The organism is Actomonas aquatica, from assembly GCF_019679435.2.
Lineage (GTDB): Bacteria > Verrucomicrobiota > Verrucomicrobiia > Opitutales > Opitutaceae > Actomonas > Actomonas aquatica.
This window is the reverse complement of record NZ_CP139781.1, coordinates 295436-319573: the sequence shown is the minus strand read 5'-3', so window position 1 is coordinate 319573 and position 24138 is coordinate 295436. Positions and strand designations below refer to the sequence as shown.

The following is a 24138-nucleotide window of genomic DNA, read 5'->3' as shown; positions in this document are numbered from 1 at the left end:
CGAACGGATGCAGCGCAGCGGTGCGCTCAGGCCTTACCCAGCAGGTAGTCCGGGTTGAGCTTGTCCAGGGACTTCGGCACGAAGAGGCCGTCCTTGCGGATGAGCTTGCCGTCGAACCAGATCTCGCCGCCGCCGTATTCGGGACGCTGGATGCAGACCATGTCCCAGTGCACCTGCGACTTGTTGCCGTTGCCGCAGTCGGCGTAGGCCTGGCCGGGCGTGAAGTGGAAGGAGCCGGCGATCTTCTCGTCGAAGAGAATGTCGCGCATCGGCTCGAGGATGTGCGGGTTGAAGCCAATCGCGAATTCACCGATGTAGCGTGCGCCCTCGTCGCTATCGAGGATCTCGTTGAGGCGCTTGGTGGCCTTGGGCGTGCTGGCGGTGGCGTTGACCACCTTGCCCTTGCTGAACTCGAGCTTGATGCCGTCGAAGGACGAACCGAGGTAAACGGTCGGCGCGTTGTATTGGATGACGCCTTCCACACTGTCCTTCACCGGGCAGGAGAACACCTCTCCATCGGGGATGTTGCGATCGCCACCGCAGGAGCTCGCGCCGATGCCCTTGATCGAAAAACGCAGATCGGTGCCCGGGCCCTTGATGTGCACGACGTCGGTCTTGCACATGAGTTTGTTGAGGGCGCGCATGCCCGGAATCATGCGGGCGTAGTCGAGGGTGCAGACGCGGAAGTAAAAGTCCTCGAAGGCCTCCGTGCTCATCGCCGCCTGCTGGGCCATCGCCGAAGTCGGCCAGCGCAGCACGACCCACTTGGTGTCGTTCACGCGGTGGTCGAGCACGGGCTTCATGGCGCGGGCCACGGCCTGCACGCGATCGGACGGCACGTCGGAGTTCTCAAAAATGTTATCCGAGCCACGCAGCGCGATGTAGGCGTCCATGTCCTGCATGCGCTTCAGCTCGACGGCGGAGTGCGGCAGGTAGTCTTCCATCGTGGCGCCCAACATGAGCTCGCGCGTGATGCGGGCCCGGTGGACCTGCACGTAGGGCACCGCACCGCGTTTGCGGGCGGCACGCACCAGCGCGATGACCATGGCATCGGGCACGTCGAAGGCATCAATCAAGACGCGTTCACCGCGCTTGAGCTTGGTGGAAAAGCCGGTGAGGCCGGCCGCCAGATCATCGAAACGGGGGTCAATTAACATGGTGCGAACCTATCGCGCCACTCCCGCTCCGCCGCAAGGGCGAAAGGTTGGTCAACTACGTAGTTGATGCTGCGCAATTTGCGCCGCCCGGCGCCGTTGACTCGGGGATAGGCGCGCGCCCACGCTTTTCGTCATCAGCATGAGGATTTTACCCCACAGCCAAACCCGCGCCTTCACCTTGGTGGAGATCATGATCGCGGTCGTTATCATCGGTCTCCTCGCCGCCGTCGCCCTCCCCGCCTTCACTCGCGTAACCCAAAAGACGGAGCACACCACGCTGGTGAACGACCTCCGCACCTTCTCTTCCGCTTTCGAACAATACTCCCTCGAGAACGGCCTCTGGCCCGCCGACGCCAATGCCGGGGTGATTCCGCCCGGAATGGCATCCTATCTCAAATCCGACGCGTGGACCTTAACCGCGGCGGGCAACATTCAATGGGACTGGGAAGTCGCCACCCCGATGTTCAACGCCGCCATCGTGCTCTCCAACTGCTCCTACGCCGACGACCGTCTGCGCCAACTCGACGCCATGCTCGACGACGGAGATCTGACCACGGGCATATTTTTCAAAGACGGCGGGACCCCCGTCTACGTGCTGGAGCGATAAAAGCTGACCGCTCGGTTTATCGGTCAGGGGTCCGGGCTGCTTCGAAGCACAGCCGCCCGACCGCTTCGTCGAAGTCGTCGGCGCCGTGCAGGATGTCGATCTCGAGCCGCAGGTAGTAGATCGGCACCGGACACGGCATCTCGCTGTCGATACGAACGGCGTCCTTTTCGGTCGTCACGATCATGTCGACCTTTTGCTCCAGACCCGCGCTGAAGATTTCCACAAAGTCGGACGGCACGAAGCGGTAGTGGTCCAGAAACCGCCGTGTGAACACGATGTCCGCCCCAAGATCGCGGAGAAATTTCTCAAAACTCTCCGGCGTCGCGATGCCGCTGAACGCCCCCACCCGTTTGCCCTGCAAATCTTCCAGTGGCAGACGCGTCGCTGCCGTCTCCGGCGGTTCGCCCAAGCGCTGCAAATACTGGGGCCGGTGCGTGCATTCGATGACGTCCACGCCGGGATTGTGGCGTTGAATGAGCTCCTCAAGCTCCGTGTCGCGGCGCCCATTGCTCTTGGTCAAAAACACATAGCTGGCCCGCTTCAGATGCGTGATCGGTTCGCGCAGGATCCCGCGCGGCAGCAGGAAGCCGTTGCCGAAGGGATTCGTCTTATCGACCAGCAGGAGATTGAGCCGTCCCTTCAAGGGCAGGTATTGAAAACCGTCGTCCAGAATGAGCGTGTCGCAGCCGAAGCGCTTGATGGCGTATTCCCCGGCCTTCACCCGGTTTTTGTCCACCAGCACATGGACGCCCGGGAGGTTGCGCGCCAGCATGTAGGGCTCGTCGCCGGCCTGTTCGCTGTCGAGCAACACCTCCTTGCCGTCGCTCACCACCCGCGGCGGCGGCTCGGCCGTATGGGTGAGCCAAAACCACCACTTCTTCCACATCGGCGGAGCCTTGCTCTTGTAGCCGCGACTCAGGATCGCCACGCGACGCCCTCGATCGCGCAGCGCCCGCGCAAACTTCTCCACCACCGGAGTTTTGCCCGTTCCGCCCACGGTGAGGTTGCCCACCACCACCACGAGGCAGCCCAGATGTTGGTCATGCAGCACCCGCTTGCGGTAGAGCCACCAGCGCAACTTCACCACGCCGGTAAAGAGGTAGGACATACCCTGCAAAAAACCTGCGAACACCACGGCCGGCAGGTCGTCCCGTCTTCCGTAAACTACATCGATTGCAAACTGCTCAAATGAGATCAGCTTCTGCTTAAGCCACGGACTGGACATTTAGGGGCGGGAATAGGCAATTGACGGCGGACGAGGCGAGCGGCTTTGCTCGCTGTTCTCTATCGCGACCGCACTCGCCGCATGCAACTCAATCTCCTCCATTCCAAGATTCACCGGGCAACGGTGACCGATCTGTCGCTGCACTACGAAGGCAGCCTCGCGATCGACCGCGAATTTATGGATCTCGTCGGCCTCCGCGAATTCCAAAAGATCCTCGTGGGCAACATGGCCAACGGCGAACGTTTCGAGACCTACGCCATCGCCGCCCCCGCCGGCTCCAAGGCCATTTCCCTCAACGGCGCCACCGCCCATCTCGGCAAGCGCGGCGACTTGGTCACGATCATGGCCTTCGCCCACTTCGACGCCGCCACCGAAGCCGATGCCTGGCAGCCCAAGGTGCTCGTCCTGGGCGATGAGAACCAAAAGATCATCAAGCGTCCCACCGTCTGAGCCGACACTTCCTTCCTCGAGCCACCCCGCCCCTCTACCGCCGTTTCCTTTCCATGAGCTACAAACTGTTCATCCCCGGTCCCATCGCCGTGTCTGAGAAGACCCTGCGTGCCCTCATGTCGGCCCCCATCGGCCACCGCTCCCCGGATTTCGTGAAGCTCTACCAGTCCGTCCAACCGGATCTGCAGAAGCTGTTCATGACGACCGATCCGGTCTACCTCTCCACCAGTTCTGCGTGGGGGATCATGGAAGGCGCGCTCAACAACGTGTGCGCCAAGAAGGTCCTCAACTGCATGAACGGCGCCTTCTCCGACAAGTGGAACGACGTCGCCAAGCGCAACGGACTCGACGCCACCGCGCTCAAATTTGACTGGGGCCAGCCCGTCGATCCCGAGGCCGTCCGTGCCGAGCTCTCCAAGGGCGGCTACGACGCCATCACCCTCATTCACAACGAGACCTCCACCGGCACCATGACCGACCTCGCCGCCGTCATGGCCGTCGTGCGTGAGTTCCCCGAGGTCATCTCCATCGTCGACACCGTCAGCTCCTTCAGCGCCGTGCCGATCGCGAAGGACGAGCTCGGCATCGATATCATGATCACCGGCTCGCAGAAGGCCCTCGCCCTGCCCCCCGGTCTCGCCCTCTGCTCCGTCTCCGACCGCGCCCGCGAGCGCGCCGCCACCGTGGCCAACCGGGGTTACTACTTCGACCTGCTCGAATTCCACGCCAACCACGAGAAGGGCATGACCCCCTCCACGCCCAACATCCCTCACATCTATGCCCTCAAGTCCAAGCTCGAGGACATCATGACCGAGGGTATGGAGACCCGCTTTGCCCGCCACGCCCGCCTCAACGCCAAGGTCCGCGAGACTATCGGCGCCCAGGGCTTCGAACTCTTCCCGGCTCCTGAATACGGCTCCCTCTCCCTCAACTGCTTCGCCAACACCCGCAACATCGACCTGCCCGCGCTCAACAAGACCCTCAAGTCCGAGCACGCCCTCGTCATCGACGGCGGTTACGGCAAGCTGAAGGGCAAGACCTTCCGCATCTCCAACATGGGTGACGAAACCGACGAAACCATCGCCGCCATGCTCGACTCCGTGGTCGCCGCCATGGCCAAAACGCCGGTCCTCGAAGGCTGATTGCAGCCAGCTATTTGCACCTCGATTTCGGGCGGACCTCGGTCCGCCCGTTTTTTTTCTCCGAAAACTAAGCCTTGATCTTACCTAGCGAGCCCCCTTACCGCTCGCCCCCCTTATATGAAGTCCCTTGTCGTCGCCGAAAAACCCAGCGTAGCCCAAGACTTGGCCCGAGCCCTCGGTCGAGTCCCCAAGAAGGGCGACGTCTACGAAAACGACGACTACGTCATCGCCGCCGCTGTCGGTCACCTCGTGGAACTCGAGATGCCCGAAGACATCGACAAGAAGAAATACGGCTACTGGCGCCTCGAGACGCTGCCCATCGTCCCAACCACCTTCGGTCTCAAGCCCATCAAGGCCTCCGAGGATAAGCTCAAAACCCTCAAGAAGCAGCTGAAGCGCAAGGACATCGATCAAGTCATCAACGCCTGCGACGCCGGGCGCGAGGGTGAGCTCATCTTCACCTATATTTACCAGCTCGCCAAATCGAAGCTCCCGGTGAAGCGCGCTTGGATGCAAACGATGACCCCCGAGGGCATCCGCACCGCCTTCGAAAACCTCCGCGACGGCGAACAGATGGCCGGCCTCGCCGACGCCGCCCGCTGCCGCTCCGAGTCCGACTGGCTCATCGGCATCAACGGCACCCGCGCCCTCACCAAACGCATGTTTGGCTCTCGCGCCGGCAACGTTGCCTCCGTCGGCCGCGTCCAGACCCCGACACTCGCCCTGCTCGTCAATCGCGAGCTCGAGATCCGCAATTTTAAGCCGGAAGACTTCTGGCGCGTCACCGCCACCTTCCAAGTGGGTGCCGGCAACTACGAGGGTGTTTACCAACGCCCCAACTTCAAAAAGTCCGGCGAACACGACCGCGTCGATCGCCTCTGGGACGAAGCCTCCGCCAAGACCGTGGTGGAAGCCTGCGCCGGCCAGCCGCCCGCCGTCGTCACCGAGGAAAAGAAGGCCACGACCCAGATCGCGCCGCGCCTCTACGACCTCACCACCCTGCAGCGCGAGGCCAACAACCGCTTCGGCATCTCCGCCCGCCGCACCCTCCAGATCGCCCAGGCGCTCTACGAGAAGCACAAGATGATCACCTACCCGCGCACGGATTCCCGCGCGCTGCCGGAGGACTACATCCCCACCTGCCAGGAAACCCTGCGCAAACTCGACGGCGACCTCGGCGAACACGCCTCCACCGCCCTCAACAACGGCTGGGTGCGCCCCAACAAACGCATCTTCAACAACGCGCAGATCTCCGATCACTTTGCGATCATCCCCACCACCGCCGAGCCGCGTAAACTCGATGACCTCGAGGCCAAGGTCTACGACATGATCGCCCGCCGCTTCGTCGCGGCGTTCTTCCCGGTTGCCAAGTTCGACGTCACCACCCGCATCTCCACCGTCGCCGGCGAACACCAATTTAAGACCGACGGCAAGGTCCTCACCGAGCCGGGCTGGCTCGGCGTCTACGGCCGCGATGCCGCCGATTCCGCCGTCGCCGCTCCCGGCAACTCCAAGGACAAAACCTTGCCCGCCGTCGCCGACGGCGAAGACGCCAAGACCCTCGAAGCGATCCTTCACGCCGAGCAGACCAAGCCGCCCGCGCGCTACACGGAAGCCACCCTGCTCTCCGCCATGGAAACCGCCGGTAAGCTCGTCGATTCCGAGGAACTCGCCGAAGCCATGAAGGAACGCGGCCTCGGCACCCCGGCCACCCGTGCCGACACCATCGACGGCCTCATCCGCCAAAAGTATCTCGAGCGCGAACAACGCGACCTCATCCCCACCGCCAAAGCCGAGCAGCTCCTCGAGTTCCTCCACGCCGTCCAGGCCGACGACCTCACCAAGCCCGACATGACCGGCGATTGGGAATACAAGCTGCGCCAGATGGAGTTTGGCCGCTACGATCGCGACACCTTCATGCAGGAGATCGTCAAGGTCACCGAGGGCGTCGTCGACCGCACCAAGAACTTCAACGAAGAGGACGGCGACGTCCGCGAGACCGACATCGTCTCGCCCTCCGACGGCAAACCCATGCTCGAGACCCTGCGCACCTACCGTTCGCAGGACGGCAGCATCCTGGTCTACAAGGTCACCAGCGGTCGCCGTCTCGAAGAGCCCGAGATCCGCGAACTCGTCACCGCCGGCGAGGTTGGCCCCATCGACGGTTTCGTTTCCGCCCGCACCGGCAAACACTTCCCGGCCAAGCTCAAGCTCGTCGACAACGGCGAAGAGGGCAAAAAGAAGGTCGAACTCGACTTCGGCCAAAAGGAAGAGGACCTCGGCGAACTCGAACCGTTCTGGACCGATCCCAAGACCGGCCAGGAGCTCTGCGAGGACTCCACCAACTTCATCCTCCGCGAAAAAGACGGCGACGACTACAAGCGCGTCTTCCGCGTCGGCCGCATCATGTGCCAAAAAGAGGTCACCCGCGATCAGGCCATCAAGATGGTCGAGACGGGCAAATCCGACCTCATCCAAGGTTTCATCTCCAAGCGCGGCCGCCCCTTCGATGCCTTCCTGCTCAAAGCCGGCAACCGCGTCCGCTGGGAGTTCCCGCCTCGCGAGGCCAAACCCGGTGCCAAGACCCGCGAGAAGAAGAAATTCGATCCGACCAAAGCCACCCTCATCGGCCCCAGTCCGGCGCATGGCGACGAAGCCCAGCTCCAGTCCACCAAGGACGCCTGGGTCGTCACCAAACCCAGCGGCGCCGAGAACGAGCCCCGCGTGGTGTTTGAGGTGAAGAAGAAACTCTGCGACCGCGAGATCACCCAACCCGAGATCGAGACCCTGCTCAAAGACGGCAAAACCCCGGTCCTCGAAGGCTTCGTCTCCAAGCGCGGCAGCAAATTCAACGCCCACCTCGTCCTCTCCAAAACCAAAGCCAAAGCGGATTTTGAGTTTCCGCCTCGCTGAGGAGAGAACTCAAAATCGACTTCTACGGAGCGCGACAGCGAGACGTTGGGCCACGCTTTCGCCTCCGGCTTAAGCGCAACGACCTATTGCGGGGATGTAGCAGCGGCCGTCTCGGCCGCTCCACCCTGCCCCTCCGCTCGCCCCCCGTGCCCTGCCCCGTGGCCGAGGCTTCCAGCCTCGGCGCCACCTCCACTACACCGCCCGCCCCACCGCCATTTCCGCCCCGTGCTTGAAACTTCCCCCGTCCTCCGCCGTCTATCGTAGGACATGCCTTCGCCCCGACTCGCCGCCCTTGCCATTCTCGGCCTCGCCACCGTGACCGCCGCCGGTTTCGCCTGGCAACAATACCAGCGAGCCGAAGCCCTCGCCGCCGAACTCGCCGCCGCGCAAAACCAAGCCGCCGAAAAGCTCGCCGCCACCACGCCTCCGCCCGCCCCAGATTCCGCGCCAAAACCGGGCCACCTCGACGAACGCTCCGCCCCCGGCTCCGAAGACTTCGCGTTCGACGACAGCGCGACCGACGACGCCGGAGGTCCTCCGCGTCGCGACCGCGGCAACCGTCGCGATCCCGGCGTCATCATGGAGCGCCTGCTGCAGGATCCCCAGTTCGCCGAAGCCATGCGCACCCAGCAACGCGCCGGACTCGACAACCGCTACGCCGCCCTCTTCGCCCAGCTCAATCTCCCCCCTGCCCAACTTACCGCCCTGAAGGACCTGCTGGCCGAGAAACAAAACGTCCCCCGCGACGTCTTTTCCGCCGCCCGCGCCGAGGGCCTCGGCCGCGAAAACCGAGGCGAGATCGACGACCTCATCGCCGCCACCCAAGCCGAGATCGACGCCGATATTCGCGCCACGATCGGCGAAGACGCCTTTGCCACCCTCAATCAATACGAGCAAACCACCGCCCAGCGCAACGTGGTGGCCGACCTCGCCGACCGCCTCTCCTACGCCGGCACGCCGCTCAATACCGCCCAGAGCGAAGCCTTGGTCACCATCATGGCCCAGGCTGCAGGCGACACGGGCGATAGCGGCAACTCCCGCTTCTTTGGCCGGGGCGGAGGCAACAGCTCCACCCCGATCACCGACGACATGATTGTCCGCGCCACGGGCGTGCTCGCGCCCGACCAAGTCAACGCCCTGCGCGACCTGCAGGCCGAACAACAAGCCGCCGCCACCGTGCGCAACGCCATGCGGGCCGAGTTTCGCGCCCAGCGCGGGGGCGGTGCCCCGACCCCGCCTCCCGGCGGCTGAATCGCCAGCCCACCACCGTCGTTCGCGCTACCGTTCGACTCCTCAGCGTTTTGCGCAACGACCGCGCGATCTCGCAACATTCGCGCAACGCCCGGCAAGGGCTGCAGCGTAAACACCTGTCGGGTCGGTTAAAAACACCTTGCCGCTCGTTTCACGACGCCGATAGCGTGACCTTTCGGTCAGTCAGTTTCACTATCAGTTTCCCTCATAAACCATGATCGTAACCACCGCACAGCTCTTTAAGCACGCTTACGGCAAATACGCCGTCGGAGCTTATAACATCAATAACGCCGAGCAGGCGATGGGCCTCTTCAAAGGCTGCATCGACTCGAAGGCTCCCTTCATCATCCAGATTTCCAAGGGTGCCCGCAAATACACCGACAAGAAGATGCTCGAGGCCATCATCCGTGCCGCCGACGAGATCTTCCCGGAGGCCATCTTCGCGGTGCACCTCGACCACGGTGACGAAGAGACCTGCTACGACTGCATCAACTCCGGCTTCTACAGCTCCGTCATGATCGACGCCTCCCACGACCCGTTCGAGGAAAACGTCGCCATCACCAAGCGCGTCGTTGAAGCCGCTCACGCCAAGGGTCTCTCCGTCGAGGCCGAGCTCGGTATGCTCGGCGGCGTCGAGGAAGACATCGTCGTCGAAGAAGGTAACGCCTGCTTGACCGACCCGGCCGAGGCCGAGGAATTCGTGAAGCTCACCGGCTGTGACTCCCTCGCCTGCGCCATCGGCACCTCCCACGGCGCCTTCAAGTTCAAGGGCAAGCAGTCCCTGCACTTCGATGTGCTCGAGAAGATCAAGAGCCGCATGGAAGGCTTCCCGCTCGTCATGCACGGTTCCTCCTCCGTCCCGCAGGACGAAGTCGCCCGCATCAACGCGGCCGGCGGCACCATCCAGGACTCCATGGGCGTCGACGTGAACGAGTATCTCCCGGCCGCCAAACTCGGCGTGACCAAGATCAACATCGACACCGACGGTCGCCTCGTCTGGACCCGCGTTCACCGCGAGTTCTTCAAGGACAACTCCTCCGCCTTCGACTTCCGTCCCCCGGGCAAGATCTTCATCGAGGAATACGCCAAGTTCATCGCCAGCCGCAACGAGCTCCTCGGCTCCGCCGGCCAGCTTGAGGACCTGCGCGCCTCCCTCTGATTCTTCAGGAATCCAGAGCCCAAAACACTCTCAGCGCGCCCGCATCCCGGGCGCGCTTTTTGTTGCCCTCATTCTTCCGCCTTCCCCTCGCGCTCCAGCCGCAGCGTCGCCGCCTTGGAGCCGCTATCCCTGATCACATCCCCGCAGCGAAGCAACGAACGATTGCCACCCCGCGCTCCCCGAGCCTTTCGACCGCGAACCTGCGGTTTTGCTGAACAAAAAACGCGCTTTGCGGTCGCGAAATGGTTCCTTCGTCCGTCTATTCCACCGTGCCGTTGATGACCGCAGGCCACATCGCTTTGCCCGCCGCCTTTCTCCGTTGGAGCCACCTGAAGATTCTCGGGGTCGCCGCCGCCATTTTGGCGTCCGCTATCTCGGCGACGGCCCAATCCGCGCCCGACCTCGACCGCGCCTGGGACGCCTTCATCACCGGCAGTTACGAGGAGGCCATCAAGCTCGCCCAAGCCGGTCGCGCCGCCGACGAAGAGAACGAGGATTGGTGGCGCATCGAAGCTGACTCGCTGCTCACTCTCGGCCGCTACCGCGAAGCCTACGACCTCCTCGGTCTGGGCGTCGTCGTCAACAGCGACAGCCTCTGGCTCATGATGCTGCGCCGCGACGCCGAGCGCTTCATCGCCACCGCCGGCCCCCAGGAGCCCCTCTCCCAGAACGACCTCGTGCGCTCCATCAACATGGCTGCCGCCTACCGCGGCTCCAATGCTCTCGAGGATTCCGGCTTCCTCGCCGCTATCGCCCACAGCGCCCTCGCCGCCGGCGTTGAACCCAAGTTCGTCCTCGATCGCTTCCTTAAACCCGCCCAGGAAAAACCCGCCCCCGCCCGCGAGGCCTTCATCGTCGCCGGCCGCCTCGCGCTCGACAAACAGGACCCCGCTCTCGCTTCTCGCACCTTCCGCGCCGGGCTCGAACATTATCCGGAAGATCCGGATCTGCTCCTCGGCCTCGCCGAGGCTTTCCGCCCGTCCAACACCCAGGCCTTCATCAGCCACCTCTACCGCGCCCTCGCCCGCAACGCCCGCCACATCGGCGCCCACCTCCAACTCGCTGATCATCACATCGACGCCGAGGACTACGCCGCCGCCGCCAACGCCATTGAACAGGTCCTCGAGGTCAACCCGCGCCAACCCGACGCCCTCGCCTACCGCGCCGCCATCTCCTACCTGCGCGACGAAAACGACCTCGCCGCCATCCAACGCGAACTCGCCCTCGCCCTCTGGCCCACCAACCCGCGTCCCGACTACCTCATCGGCGAAAAGCTCTCCCGCCAATATCGCTTCGCCGAAGGCGCCGCCGCCCAACGCCGCGCCCTCGCCCTCGATCCGACCTACCAGCCCGCCCGCCTCCAACTCGCTCAGGACCTGCTCCGCCTCGGCCACGAAGACGAGGGCTGGGCCATCGCCGAACTCGTCCACGCCAACGACGGCTACAACATCGAGGCCTACAACCTCACCTCTCTGCGCGACCGCGTCGCCGCTTTCACCACCGTCGAGAGCCCGCACTTCCGCATCCGCATGTCGCCCGAAGAAGCGCCCATCTACGGTCAACGCGCCCTCGCCCTCCTCGAATCCGCCCGGGTCGACCTGAGCGAGCGCTACGGCATTCAACTCGAGCAAATCACCACCGTCGAAATCTATCCCGACCCGGCCGACTTCGCCGTGCGCACCTTCGGCATGCCCGGCGTGGGCGGCTACCTCGGCGTCTGCTTCGGCCCCGTCTTCACCGTCAACAGCCCTGCCGCCTCCCGCGCCAATTGGGAGGCCGTGCTCTGGCACGAATTCGCCCACGTCATCACCCTCACGCTCACCAAAAACCGCATGCCCCGCTGGCTCAGCGAAGGCATCTCCGTTTACGAGGAGCTGCGCCGCGATCCCGCCTGGGGCCAACGCATGTCGGTCGACTACTACAACCGCATCGTCAACGGCCGCATCCAGCCCATCTCCGACATGAGCGCCGCCTTCGTCGAAGCCCGCACCTCCGACGACACCCTCTTCGCCTACTACCAATCCTACCTCGTCGTCGAATTCCTGGTGGAACGCTACGGCTTCGAACCGCTCCGCGGCATGCTCGCCGATCTCGCCGGCGGCCAACCCATCAACGACGCCCTCGCCGCCTGGTTCGATCCTCTGCCCGATCTCGAGACCGGCTTCGTCGCCTTCGCCGAGGAACGCGCCGCCGCCCTCGCCCCCGATTACGATCTCGATCTGCCGCAACCGCCCGCCGAACCCGATCCCGCCGAAGAGGGCAACCTGCTCACTCAATTCCTCCGCCCCGTCGACCTCTCCTCGCTGCCGCTGCCGTTCGGCGACGACAACCTCCCGCAGCTGCTCGATTCCCTCCGCCCCGCCGTCGAAGCCGGCGACTGGGAAAAGATCCGCGACGAACTCGCCCCCATCGCCGCCACCGGTCTCTACCTGCCCGAACCCTTCAACGTCCACACCCTGCTCGCCCGCGCGTATCGAGAACTTGGTGACACCGCTGCCGAGCGCGCCACGCTTGAGGCCATCGTTGCCAACCAAGCCGAGGCCCTCTCCGCCATCACGCGTCTGCTGTCCCTCGCCACCGCCGCCGACGACACCGCCGCCATGGCCCGCTGGAGCGATGCGTGGATCGCTGTGAATCCCCTTGCCACTACCCCGTGGCGTGCCCGCTTCGAAGCGCACCGTGCGCTCGGCGAGTCCGGCACCGCCATCACCGCCGCGCAAACCCTGCTCCGACTCGATCCGCCCGACCGCGCCGCCCTGCACTACAACCTCGCCGAACTCTTCCAAGCCGAAGGCGATCCCGCCTCCGCCCGCCGTCACGTGCTCCTAGCCCTCGCCGAAGCCCCGCGCTACCGCGACGCCTACCGTCTCCTTGCCCGACTTCCCGCCACTGCCTCCGCCACGCCATGATCCGACGCCCCTCCCGTAGCGCCGGCTTCAGCTGGCGTCTCCCCACCTTCGCCCTTCTGGCCATCCTCGCCCTCACCTGCGCCGTCCCCGCCGACGCCCAGCGTCGCGACCGTCGCGACGACCGCGATCGTGATCGCCGCAACACGCCCGAGTGGACGGTCGATCCGGCCTTTCAAAACGATGTCTTCTCCTTCGCCCGCCTCCGCTACGAAAGTTGGGGCGGCAGCTGGGGAGGTTGGGGCGGCTGGGGAGGAGGCCGCGGCCGCTGGGCCACCGACGCCCCCGACGCCGATCTCAACTTGATGTTCCGCCTCCAGCAAATGACCGCCCTCAAGGTCAATCCGGAGGTCACCTACATCGACATCGAGCCCGAGCAACTCCGCCACTACCCCTTCGTCTACATGGTGGAACCGGGCCGCCTCATGTTCCGCGACGAGGAAGTCACCGCGCTGCGCGACTACTTGCTCAACGGCGGTTTCATCATGCTCGACGATTTCTGGGGCGAAGAGGATTGGGACAACGTGCGCCGCGAGTTCGCCCGCGTGTTCCCCGACCGCGACCCCGTCGAACTCGAGATCGATCATCCCATCTTCCACATCATCTTCGACCTCGACGAAAAGCCCCAAATGCCCGGCATCGATTTCTACATGCGCGGTGGCCGTTCCGACGAACGCAACTCCGGCCCGCCGCACTACTGGGCCTACTACGACGACAAGGGCCGCATGATGGCCATCTTCTGCCACAACACCGACCTCGGCGACGGCTGGGAACGCGAAGGCGAAGACCCAACCTACTTCCGCCGCTTCGCCGAGAAGATGGCCTACCCCATGGCCATCAACATCATCTACTACGCCATGACGCACTGAGGCCGCGCCACACCACTCACATCTTACATCCCACATCTTACATCCTACATGACCACCCCACCTCTCTCCGACGAATCCGCCTTTGCCGCCCTCGAAGCGGGCCGCGACCGCGTCCGCGCCGAACTCGCCAAAACCATCGTCGGCCAGGAGGACGTGATCGAGCAGCTCCTCGTTGCCATGCTCGCAGGCGGCCACTGCCTGCTCACCGGCGCGCCCGGCCTCGCCAAAACCCTCCTCGTCAAATCCGTCGCCCAGGCCTTCCACCTCAAGTTCCAGCGTATCCAATTTACGCCCGATCTCATGCCGGCCGACATCACCGGCACCGAGATCCTCACCGAGACCGACTCCGGCCGCCAACTCACCTTCGTGCCCGGTCCGGTCTTCGCCAATCTCCTCCTCGCCGACGAGATCAACCGCACCCCACCCAAAACCCAGGCCGCCCTGCTCGAGGCCATGCAGGAGCATCAGGTCACCGCCGCCGGCGTGCGCCACCAACTCGCTGAACCCTTCTTCGTCCTCGCCACCCAAAACCCGGTGGAGATGGAAGGCACCTATCCGCTGCCCGAGGCCCAGCTTGACCGCTTCCTCTTCAACGTCCTCATCGACTACCTGCCCGAAGCGCAGGAGATCGAGGTCGTCACCCGCACCACCTCCGCCAAACCCGCGCCCATCACGCCGGTCTTTAGTGCCGAGGAAGCCATTGCCTTCCAATCGCTTGCCCGCGACGTGCCCATCGCGAGCGACAACGTCTCCTACGCCGTGCGCCTCGCCGCCGCGTCTCGCCCGCACCGCGACGGTGCGCCCGACTTCGTCAACAACTGGCTCAACTGGGGCGCCGGCACCCGCGCCGCCCAAGCCCTCGTCATCGGCGCCAAAGCCCGCGCCCTCTGGCTCGGCCGCACCCACGCCAGTGCCGACGACATTCGCGCCCTTGCCGCCCCCGTCTTCCGTCACCGCCTCCTCCTCAACTACCGCGCCGAAGCCGACGGCGTCACCGTCGACGACGTCATTCAAAAACTAATCGCCCACGTCCCCACGCCCTAAAGCCCGCCCCCTCAACTTCCTACTTCATACTTCCTACTTCTTACTTCCCCATGTCCGTCTCTCTCGATCCTGCCGCCTTGCTCGCGATCCGCGATCTGGAGTTGCGTGCGCGCACCGTGATGGAGGGTCTGGCCAGCGGACTGCACCGCAGTCCCTACTCGGGCTTCTCGTCCGAGTTCACCGAATACCGCCAATACAGCCCCGGCGACGATCTGCGCTACCTCGACTGGAAAGCCTTCGCCCGCACCGACCGCTTCTACCTCAAGAAATACGAGGACGAAACCAACCTGCGCTGTCTCATCGTGTTGGATACGAGCCGCTCCATGACCTTCGGCTCCCGCGGGTATTCAAAACTCGACTACGCCCGCACCCTCGCCGCCACCCTCGCCTGTTTCCTGCACGCCCAACGCGACGTCGTCGGTCTCGCGCTCTTCGACCAAACCGTCCACCACACGCTGCCCCCGCGCTGGCGCCCCGGCCACCTCGCCCACCTATACGCCGCCCTCGCCCGCGAACCCGCCTCCCGCACCACCGCCATGGGCCCGGCCCTCGACGAAGTCCGCCGCCTCTGCCCCAAACGCACGCTCATCGTCCTGCTCTCCGACTTCCTCTCCCCGGCCGACGAATGGTCCGCGTCCCTCGCCCACCTCGCCGCCGCCGGTCATGATCTGCGGGCGCTGCAGATCCTCGATCCGGCCGAACTCACCCTCGAAGGCTTCGGCCACGCCGCGATCTGGGAAGATCTCGAATCCGACCAAAACCTCTACGTCGACCCCGCTCAGGCCCGCGCGACCTACCAGAAAAACTTCGCCGCCCACACCGGCGCCGTGCGCGACGCCCTCCACCGCGCCGGCGTGCCCTTGCAGTCCGTCGACACCGGTCGCCCGCTCGACCTCACCCTGCGCGCCTTCCTGCGCCAATCCGCCGCCGCATGAGTTTGCTCGCTCCGTGGTTTCTGGCCGGTCTGGCCGCGCTCGCGGTGCCCATCCTGGCGCACCTCATTCGCCGTGCCACCAAAGACCGGGTGACCTTCAGCGCCGTGCGTTTTCTCACGCCGTCCGCGCCCCGCCTCGACCGTCGCAGCCGCATCCAGCATCCGTGGTTGCTCCTGCTCCGTCTGCTCATCCTCGCCCTGCTCGCGCTGGCCTTTGCCCGCCCTTTCTTCAACACCGCCAATCCCATCACCCCCACGGCCGAACCGCCGCACCACGTGATGGCCATCCTTGATCGCAGCGCCAGCATGCAACGCGCGGGACTCTGGACCGCGGCCAAGCTCCGTATCCAGAACTTGGCGACGGAACTCGCGCCCCTGGATGACTTCACCCTGCTGGTCGCGGATGACAGCGGCCTCCCGCTGATCACCACCGAAACCTGGCGCGCGACCGCGCCCGACGATCGCGAATCCCTCGTCGCCGGTTTGCTCGATCAATTGCCCGCGCCCGGCGGCTCCGCCTTCCATCTCGACGACGCCGTGCGCGCCGCCCTCGAACGGCATCAGGAACTCAGCGCCGCCGACCAGACCCAACCGTCCGCCCCCGTGCTCCACGTCGTATCCGATCTCGCTCGCGGCACCCGCGTGAGTGGTCTCGCCAGCATCGCTTGGCCCGATGGACTCGAGCTGCACCTTGATCGCGTTGACCCCGACGCCTCAGCCTCGACGAGCAACATCGCCCTGCAATGGCTCGGCTGGGGCATCGCCACCAGCGAACAACCGTCGCCGCCCGCCCGCGTGCGCCTTGTCGCCGGATACGACACGCCAACCACCTCGGTGCAACTGACTCTGCTCGATCCGTCCACCAACACTCCGCTCAGCGCCCCGACCACTCAAGTTGTCGCCCGCGGCGGTGCGACCACCGTGCTGCTGCCCGTGCCGGAGAACGCGCCCGACGCCCTCTCCATTCGCCTCGAAGGCGATGCCGTGCCCTTCGACAACCAACTCTGGGTCGTTCGTCCCGCCGAACGTGCCTTGCCCACCGTCCTTCTCGGTTCCACCAACGCCGACGATCCCGCAGACCCGGCCTACTATCTGACCCGCGCCCTCGCCGGTTGGCGTGATCCCGTGCCGACGTTGACCGATCAACTGCCGCCGCTGGCCGATCCGACGACTTCCGCCAGCCTGCCACCCTTCATCCTCGCCCCGTCGCCGCCCGCCGACGCGCTGCTGCCCGCCATCCGCGCGCAGGTGGAAGCCGGCGCGACCGCCGTGTTCCTGCTCGATTCCCCTGCCGCCGCGACCCAAGCCGCCCGCCTCCTCGACGAGCCGGCTTGGGGCTTCGCCGACGCCGCCACCACGTCCTCCGGTTACGCGCTTTTCGGTCAGATCGATTTCACCCATCCGCTCTTCCTGCCCTTCGCCGATCCGCGCTACAGCGACTTCAGCCGCATCCGTTTCTGGTCGCGCCCGCACCTCACGTTGCCGCCCAACTCGACCGCCGTGGTCGCCGCCCGCTTCGACGATGGCAGCCCCGCCGTGCTCGAAGCCTCCCTCGGCCGCGGACGCATCGTCTGGTGGACCGGCGGCTGGACGCCCACCTCCAGCCAATGGGTCCTCTCCTCCAAATTTGTCCCCTGGCTTCAGGCTCTCGCGGAACGCACCGCCGGCGGCACCCTGCGCGCCTCCGTCAGCGAGCTCGATCAACTCGACCGCCTCGGCCCCTACGCAAGCCTGACCTCACTTGATCCGGATCTCCCTCGCACCGCCCCGGGCCTGTATCAACTTCGTCGCGACAACCTGCCCCCGCGCACCGTCGCGCTCAACGTCCCTTCCAGCGAGAGCGACCTCCCCCCGCTCGATCTAGATGTCTTCGCCCAACTTGGCGCTCCGCTCGCCGGCGCCGACCGCGTCGCGACTCCGCTCGATGCCGCCCAACAACGCACCGAAGCCGCCTACCTCACCGAATCCCGCCAAAAGCTCTGGCGCTGGCTCCTCCTCGCCGCCGCCCTCCTGCTCGCGGCCGAGAGTTTCTTTTCCCTGCGCATCGCCCGGCGCGCCACCGCCCTGAACTGACCCCATGCGCCGTCCCTTCCGCCTTTTCTTTTCCTTCGACGCTCGGCTCCACGAGGAGCTGCGCAGCATCGCGCGCCACCATCAGTCCGCCCAGCTCCACCGCCACGGCATCCACGTTTGGGGCATCTTCGCCGCCATCGCACTCGTCCTGCTGACCCTCCGCTGGATCGTCCCCGGCTTCGCGCCCTGGCTCGGTCCGCTGCTGCTGCTCGCCCTGCTCGCTGCTGTCAGCGCCACGCTTTGGCGCGCCGTGCGCAACCGCTTCGATCTCATCGCGACGGCCCGCGCCATCGAGCGGGATTACCCCGAGCTGAAGGAAGCCCTGCGCACCGCGGCCGAACAAAAACCCCGCGACGGCGCCCCCCTCACCTTCCTCCAGCGCCGCCTGCTCAAACACGCCCTCGACCACGCCGCCGTCTCCGCCTGGCATACCACGCCGCGCTCCGCCGCCCGCCAATACGCCCTCGCCCACTTCGCCACCCTCGGCGCCGCCGTCATCATCGGTTTCTTCGCCCTCCACCAAAGCGCTCCGTGGCGCACGACCTGGGATCTCGTCTGGAGCCACGCCCCCGGCATCACGCCCACCACCACGATCGAAGTTACGCCCGGCAACCAGGAGGTCGAACGCGGCGCCACCGTCGTGATCGCCGCCCGCTTCCCGGCCAACGCGCTGCCGACCACCGCGCACCTCGTCTGGCAAAACGCCGATGGTCTTTCCGCTCGCACGCCCATGGTGCGCAGTCTCTCCGATCCGGTCTTCGCCACCACGCTCAGCGACATCACGGCCGACACCGTGTATTCGGTTTCCTACGACGACGACTCCACCACTGACTTCGCCCTCACCGTCTTTGAGCTGCCGACCCTCGTGCGCGCCGACGCCATCCTCGATTACCCCGACTACACCGGCTTTAGCGATCGCACCATCACCGACACCCGTCGCATCAGCGCCGTCGAAGGCACGCACCTCGACTATCAGTTCATCATCAATCGCCCCGTCGCCCGCGCCGAACTGCACGACGACGAGCACGGCACCGTCACCCCGCTCACCGCCGCCAACGACGACGCCACGCTCTTCAACCTCACCACCACCCTCAGCGAGAGCGCGCGCTACAAACTGCACCTCGTCACCGCCGATGGCCGCACGGATCCCGTCCCGGCCGACATCCGCATCGAGGTCGCACCCAACACCCGCCCGGAACTCACCTTGCTCTTCCCACGCGGCGATCAACGTGTCTCGCCCATCCAGGAGATCACCCTGCAGGCCGAACTCCGCGACGACTTTGGCCTGCTCGACTACGGGATCGCCACCGCCATCGGCAGCGCCGATCCCGAATACATTTCCTATCACGACTCACCCGATGCCGTCCTCCAGGCCGAGGTGAGTCACCTCATCCCGCTCGAAGAACGTGACGTCGAAGTCGACGAACTCATCACCTGGTTCGCCTGGGCCGACGACTACGCCCCCGACGGCAGTGTCCGCCGCTCCACCGGCGATCTCTTCTTCGCCGAGGTTCGCCCGCTCGACGAGATCTTCCGCGAAGACAGCGACGGCGCCGGCGGTGCCCAATCCGGTATGCAAAGCGGCGGCCCGGCCGGCGAGCTGATCGAGATTCAACGCCAGCTCTCCATCGCCATCTGGAAACTCCGCCAGGAGGCGCAGGCCACCGATGAGAGCTACGTCAACGATGTCGAAGTCCTGCGCGACTCCCAGGCCCAGGCCCGTTCCCAACTCGCCGAGGTGCGCGCCCAGTTGGACGACCCGCGCCTGCGCGGCGCCGCCGAACTCGCCGACCGCTCCATGGATATCGCTCTCGACGAACTCGCCGACGCTGCATCCACGCCCAGCACCGATCCGCTCGACGCCGCCTGGAAAGGCTCACAGGCCGCCTTCCAAGCCCTGCTCCGTCTCCAGCCCAAAGAAAACAACATTGTCCAAAACCAGAACGGAGGAGGCAGCGGCAGCCGCAACCGCAACCAGATCGACCAGCTCCGCATGCGGCGCGATTCCAACGACTACGCCACCCAAAGCCAGGCCGAGAACGAGACGACTCCGGAAGATCGCGAACAACTCAACCTCCTCTCCCGACTGCGCGAACTTTCCCGCCGCCAACAGGACCTCAACGATCGTCTCCAGGAACTGCAGACCGCCCTCGCCGCCGCCACGTCCGAGGCCGAGCGCGAGGAGATCCGCCGCGAACTCAAGCGCCTCGAGGAAGAGCAACGTCGCATGCTCGCCGACCTCGACGAAGCCCGCCAACGCCTCGACCGCATGCAACCCGGCGAGCAACGCGAACAGGCCCGCCAGCAACTCGAGGACACCCGCGAGAACATGCAGCAGTCCAGCGAGCGCCTCGCCGATGGCGAAGTCTCCTCCGCGCTCGCCGCCGGCACCCGCGCCCAGGAACAACTCCAACAGACCAGCGACGAAATGCGCGACGAATCCTCCAGCGTATTTGCCGATCAACTACGCGAGCTCCGCCGTCAGGCCCGCGAACTGAGCGAACAACAGGAGCAACTTGCCGAACAGTTCAACGAGCGCGCCGACGCCCCGCCCAGCCTCGACGGTTCCGCCGCCAACGAAGACCTCGCCGAGGCCATCGCCGCCCAGCAGGAACGCCACGCCGAACTCCTCGACGACCTGCGTCAAGTCACCGAAGACAGCGAAGGCACCGAACCGACGCTCCACCGCCAACTTTACGACCTCATGCGCGAGCAAGGCACCCAAGGCCCCACCCGCGATCTCGAAACCACCGCCGAACTCCTGCGCCAGGGATTCCTCGAACAGGCCGGCCAACGTCAGGCCGGCATCCAGGAAGACTTCGAACAACTCCGCCAAGGCATCGAACGCGCCGCCGATTCCGTGCTCGGCAACGAAGCCACCGAAATGCGCTTCGCTACCAACGAACTGGAAGACCTCGCCGAACAACTCGCCCAAGAACGCCGCGCCGCCACCGGCGAAGATGAAACCCAACCCGGCACCGAGCCCGGTTCAGACCCCACCGCTGTAGCCGGGGTCGGTGACCCCGGTTCAGAAGAAGACAATCAACCCGGCCCTAGCGACACCGAACCCGGCCAAGAGCAAGGCACCCAATCTGTAGCCGGGGTCGGTGACCCCGGTTCCGAGCACGGCAATCAACCCGGCCCCAACGGCACCGAACCCGATTCCGCAGAAACCACCCAATCTGTAGCCGGAGTCGGTGACCCCGGCCCCCCCAACAACCGCCCCAGCGACGCCCAATCCCCGTCCCCCTCGGGCTCCGCATCCAACTCGCCCAGCGACTCTCCGGGCGACGCCCCCGGCGACTCCCCAACCGAAGACGAAGCCCTCGCCCAAGCCCTGGCCCAGCTCCTCGGCGGCAATCCGTCCGAGCAACCCGGCGGCAACCAACGCCAGCCCGGCAACGGCCCGCTCACCGGTTCCGATTTCGCCGACTGGGCCGATCGCCTCCGCACCGTCGAATCCTTGCTCGAGGACGAACAGCTGCGTCAGCGCCTCAGCGAAGCCCGCGCCGAAGCCGAAGCCCAGCGCGCCGAGTGGCAACGTCACGGCGCCGATCCGCAATGGGACCTGGTGGAAACCGGCATTCTGGAGCCCTTGGTCGAGGTGCAGACCTGGCTGCAGCAGGAACTCGCCCGCCGCGAGGATCCGACCTCCCTGCAACCCATCGACCGCGATCCCGTGCCGGAGAAATTCGCCGAATCCGTCCGCCGCTACTACGAGTCCCTCGGCACCTCCACCCCAAATCAAGAATGAGCGTGCGTAGCGAAAATTTCACTACGTCGGGCATAAAGCCCGACCCACACCCGGCATCCGCCCACTTTCCCTTGTGGGTCGGGCTTCATGCCCGACATCCCCACGCCCACGCCCATCCTTCCTCGCTGTGGGTCGGGCTTTACGCCCGACATCTCCACGCCAACGCCCGACATCCCCACCCGGCATGACCCCGTTGGCCCTCATCTCCTTTGCGGGCGCCTCCTGGTGGGTCTTCGCCCTTCCGCTCGCCGCCCTCCTCGGCGCCCTCGCCTGGTATGCGCTCCAACCCGCGCAGCCCAACCGCGCCGCACTCGCCGTCGGCCTCGGTCTACGCGGACTCGGCATCGCCCTCCTCCTGCTCGCGCTCCTCGATCCGCAGTGGATCGTGTCCCGCGCGAAACGCGGCGCCAATATCGTCGCCGTCATCGCCGACAATAGCCGCGGTCTCGACATCACCGAAATCGGTGCCGACACCACCCGCGCCGCCGTCCTGCGCGAAGCCTTGCTCGCGCCCGACACCCCGTGGCTCGACGACCTGTCCCGCGAGTTTCAACTGCGTTCCTACGCCTTCGACCGTGACCTGCGTCGCATCGCCAGCTTCGAACAACTCGACCATCGCGGCAACCGCTCCGACCTTGGCACGGCCCTGCGCCAGCTCCGCGACCGCCTCGCCGATCAACCGCTCGCCGGCGTCGTGCTGCTCACCGATGGCAACGCCACCGACCTCGACGCCACGCTCCCCAACCTCGACGGCCTGCCGCCTATCTACCCCGTCGTGATCGGAGCGCCCAACAGCGTGCGCGATCTGCGCATCAGTCGCGCCGACCTGCGCCAAACCGCCTTCGATGACGCGCCGGTGGCCGTGCGCACCGCCATCACCGGCACCGGCCTCGACGGCGCAGCTACCACCCTCCGCATCGCTCCGCTCGACCAATCCCTCGCCAGCGCTCTACCACCCGCGCGCAGCCTCGACCTGCCCACCGATCCCACCGCCGTCGCCGACACGACCTTCGAGTGGCGCCCGAGCGGCAGCGGCGTGCAGTTCTACACCGTCAGCGCCCAACTGACCGATGCCGACTCCACCAACGCAGAAGCCACCCCGCTCAACAACCGCCGCCATCTCATGATCGATCGCGGTCGCCCCGCCTACCGCATTCTCTACGTCGGCGGCCGTCCCAACTGGGAGTTTAAGTTCCTCAACCGTGCCCTTGCCGACGACCCGCAGCTCGACCTCGTCGCCCTCCTCCGCCTCGCCCGCCGCGAGCCCAAGTTCGAATTCCGCGGCGGCGCGGGCGAATCCAACAACCCGCTCTTCCGCGGTTTCGATGGCGAGACCGACGCCGCGCCCCGCTACGACGAACCCGTGCTCACCCGCCTCAACACCCGCGACGAGGAGGAGTTGCGGGCCGGTTTCCCGCGCACCGCCGAAGAGCTCTTTGCCTACGACGCCATCATTCTCGACGACGTGGAGGCCGCGTTCTTCAACACCAGCCAACAGATGCTGCTGCGCCGTTTCGCCGCCGAACGCGGCGGCGGCCTGCTCTTCCTCGGGGGCGCCGACACCCTCGAAAACGGCGGTTACGCCGACTCCCCCCTCGCTGCCGCCCTGCCCATCTACCTCGACCGCCGCGCCGATCGCGCGCCGCGCGGCGAGTTGCGCTGGGACCTCACCCGCGAGGGCTGGGTCGAGCCCTGGGTGCGCATCCTGCCCAACGCCGAAGACGAGCGCAACCGGCTCGCCGACATGCCCGCCTTCCTCATCGCCAACGGTCTCACCGACACCAAACCGGGCGCGACCGTGCTGGCCTCGCTGACCGACGACGAGGGACGCACCTTTCCCGGTCTCGCCGCCCAACGTTTCGGCGCCGGTCGCGTCGCCGCGGTCACCGTCGGCGACCTCTGGCGCTGGGGCCTGCAGGACGCCGGCAGCCAAGCCGACCTCGCCCGCTTCTGGCGTCAACTTTCACGCTGGCTCGTCACCGACGTGCCCAGCCAGGTCGAACTCCAGCTCGCGCCCGCCGAGGACGCCCCCGAAGCCATGCGCCTGCGCGTCACGGTGCGCGACGAAGCCTACCGCCCGCTCGATCTGGCCCGCGTGAACCTCACCATCGAGCACGTCGTCGGATCCGGCGAACCGACCCAAAACGCCTTCACCACCGTCACCCTCACCGCCGAACCCGAGATCGATGCCCCCGGCCGCTACACCGCGACCTTCACCGCCCGCGATCCGGGCGCGTATCGCGTGAGCGCCGAAGTCACCGATCGCACCGGCAAACTCCTCGGCCGCGACGATGGCGGCTGGGTCCATGATCCGCTCAGCGCCGAGTTTGCCTCCCTGGAACCCAACCTCGCCCTGCTCGAAGCCCTCGCCTTCAAGACAGGCGGACAGGTGCTCCAGCTGGCCGATCGCGAGGGTTTAGCCAATCTCTCCGCCACCCTCACGCGCGCCCCTGCGCCCATCACCGAATCGCGTTCCCTGCCGCTCTGGCACAACGGCGTCATCTTCATCCTCATGCTCGGTTGCTGGACCGCCGAATGGATCTGGCGACGCTGGAAAGGCCTGCCGTGAGCACGTTCGATCACGCTATCCTGTCGGGCGTAAAGCCCGACCCACAATTGCCTCAACTCACCGCACCTCCATGTGGGTCGGGCTC

At 65.8% G+C, this 24138-nt stretch carries 15 protein-coding genes; 13 read left to right on the top strand and 2 right to left on the bottom strand.

Going from position 1 to position 24138, the window contains the following annotated elements; translation table 11 throughout:
- Nucleotides 1-26 precede the first annotated feature (26 nt).
- Nucleotides 27-1157, bottom strand: a complete 1131-nt coding sequence (locus K1X11_RS01215; RefSeq protein WP_221028957.1) for an aminopeptidase — start codon at nucleotides 1155-1157, stop codon at nucleotides 27-29.
- A gap of 139 nt (nucleotides 1158-1296) precedes the next feature.
- Here K1X11_RS01215 and K1X11_RS01210 point away from each other — a divergent pair, with 139 nt between their 5' ends.
- On the top strand, nucleotides 1297-1764 hold the full coding sequence (locus K1X11_RS01210; protein ID WP_221028958.1) for a type II secretion system protein: 468 nt from the start codon (nucleotides 1297-1299) through the stop codon (nucleotides 1762-1764).
- 16 nt (nucleotides 1765-1780) lie between these two features.
- Here the strand turns inward: K1X11_RS01210 and lpxK are convergent, their stop codons facing one another.
- The gene (gene lpxK, locus K1X11_RS01205; protein WP_221028959.1) at nucleotides 1781-2989 is read right to left on the bottom strand and encodes a tetraacyldisaccharide 4'-kinase; all 1209 of its coding nucleotides are present in this window, start codon (nucleotides 2987-2989) and stop codon (nucleotides 1781-1783) included.
- A gap of 81 nt (nucleotides 2990-3070) precedes the next feature.
- Between lpxK and panD the strand changes: the two genes are divergently transcribed.
- The 12 genes from panD (at nucleotide 3071) to K1X11_RS01145 (ending at nucleotide 24053) form a co-directional block, all read left to right on the top strand.
- Nucleotides 3071-3439, top strand: a complete 369-nt coding sequence (gene panD, locus K1X11_RS01200) for an aspartate 1-decarboxylase (protein ID WP_221028960.1) — start codon at nucleotides 3071-3073, stop codon at nucleotides 3437-3439.
- 53 nt (nucleotides 3440-3492) lie between these two features.
- Nucleotides 3493-4581: a pyridoxal-phosphate-dependent aminotransferase family protein gene (locus K1X11_RS01195; protein ID WP_221028961.1), complete on the top strand. Its 1089-nt coding sequence runs from the start codon at nucleotides 3493-3495 to the stop codon at nucleotides 4579-4581.
- A gap of 117 nt (nucleotides 4582-4698) precedes the next feature.
- A complete protein-coding gene (locus K1X11_RS01190) occupies nucleotides 4699-7494 on the top strand; it encodes a type IA DNA topoisomerase (protein ID WP_221028962.1) in 2796 nt (931 codons plus the stop codon).
- A 267-nt stretch (nucleotides 7495-7761) separates the two neighbouring features.
- A complete protein-coding gene (locus tag K1X11_RS01185) occupies nucleotides 7762-8745 on the top strand; it encodes a hypothetical protein (RefSeq protein WP_221028963.1) in 984 nt (327 codons plus the stop codon).
- Between the two features lie 214 nt (nucleotides 8746-8959).
- Nucleotides 8960-9904: a class II fructose-bisphosphate aldolase gene (locus K1X11_RS01180; RefSeq protein ID WP_221028964.1), complete on the top strand. Its 945-nt coding sequence runs from the start codon at nucleotides 8960-8962 to the stop codon at nucleotides 9902-9904.
- A gap of 242 nt (nucleotides 9905-10146) precedes the next feature.
- On the top strand, nucleotides 10147-12813 hold the full coding sequence (locus tag K1X11_RS01175) for a tetratricopeptide repeat protein (RefSeq protein ID WP_221028965.1): 2667 nt from the start codon (nucleotides 10147-10149) through the stop codon (nucleotides 12811-12813).
- The gene (locus tag K1X11_RS01170) at nucleotides 12810-13679 is read left to right on the top strand and encodes a DUF4159 domain-containing protein (RefSeq protein ID WP_221028966.1); all 870 of its coding nucleotides are present in this window, start codon (nucleotides 12810-12812) and stop codon (nucleotides 13677-13679) included. Before K1X11_RS01175 ends, K1X11_RS01170 begins: the two co-directional genes overlap by 4 nt.
- A 48-nt stretch (nucleotides 13680-13727) precedes the next feature.
- On the top strand, nucleotides 13728-14723 hold the full coding sequence (locus tag K1X11_RS01165; protein ID WP_221028967.1) for an AAA family ATPase: 996 nt from the start codon (nucleotides 13728-13730) through the stop codon (nucleotides 14721-14723).
- Nucleotides 14724-14773: 50 nt separating this feature from the next.
- Nucleotides 14774-15658: a DUF58 domain-containing protein gene (locus tag K1X11_RS01160; protein ID WP_221028968.1), complete on the top strand. Its 885-nt coding sequence runs from the start codon at nucleotides 14774-14776 to the stop codon at nucleotides 15656-15658.
- The gene (locus K1X11_RS01155) at nucleotides 15655-17730 is read left to right on the top strand and encodes a BatA domain-containing protein (RefSeq protein WP_221028969.1); all 2076 of its coding nucleotides are present in this window, start codon (nucleotides 15655-15657) and stop codon (nucleotides 17728-17730) included. The genes K1X11_RS01160 and K1X11_RS01155 overlap by 4 nt, the downstream gene beginning before the upstream one ends.
- Before the next feature lie 4 nt (nucleotides 17731-17734).
- The gene (locus K1X11_RS01150; RefSeq protein WP_221028970.1) at nucleotides 17735-21484 is read left to right on the top strand and encodes a coiled-coil domain-containing protein; all 3750 of its coding nucleotides are present in this window, start codon (nucleotides 17735-17737) and stop codon (nucleotides 21482-21484) included.
- 184 nt (nucleotides 21485-21668) lie between these two features.
- Nucleotides 21669-24053, top strand: a complete 2385-nt coding sequence (locus tag K1X11_RS01145) for a glutamine amidotransferase (RefSeq protein WP_221028971.1) — start codon at nucleotides 21669-21671, stop codon at nucleotides 24051-24053.
- The last annotated feature ends 85 nt before the right edge of the window (nucleotides 24054-24138 follow it).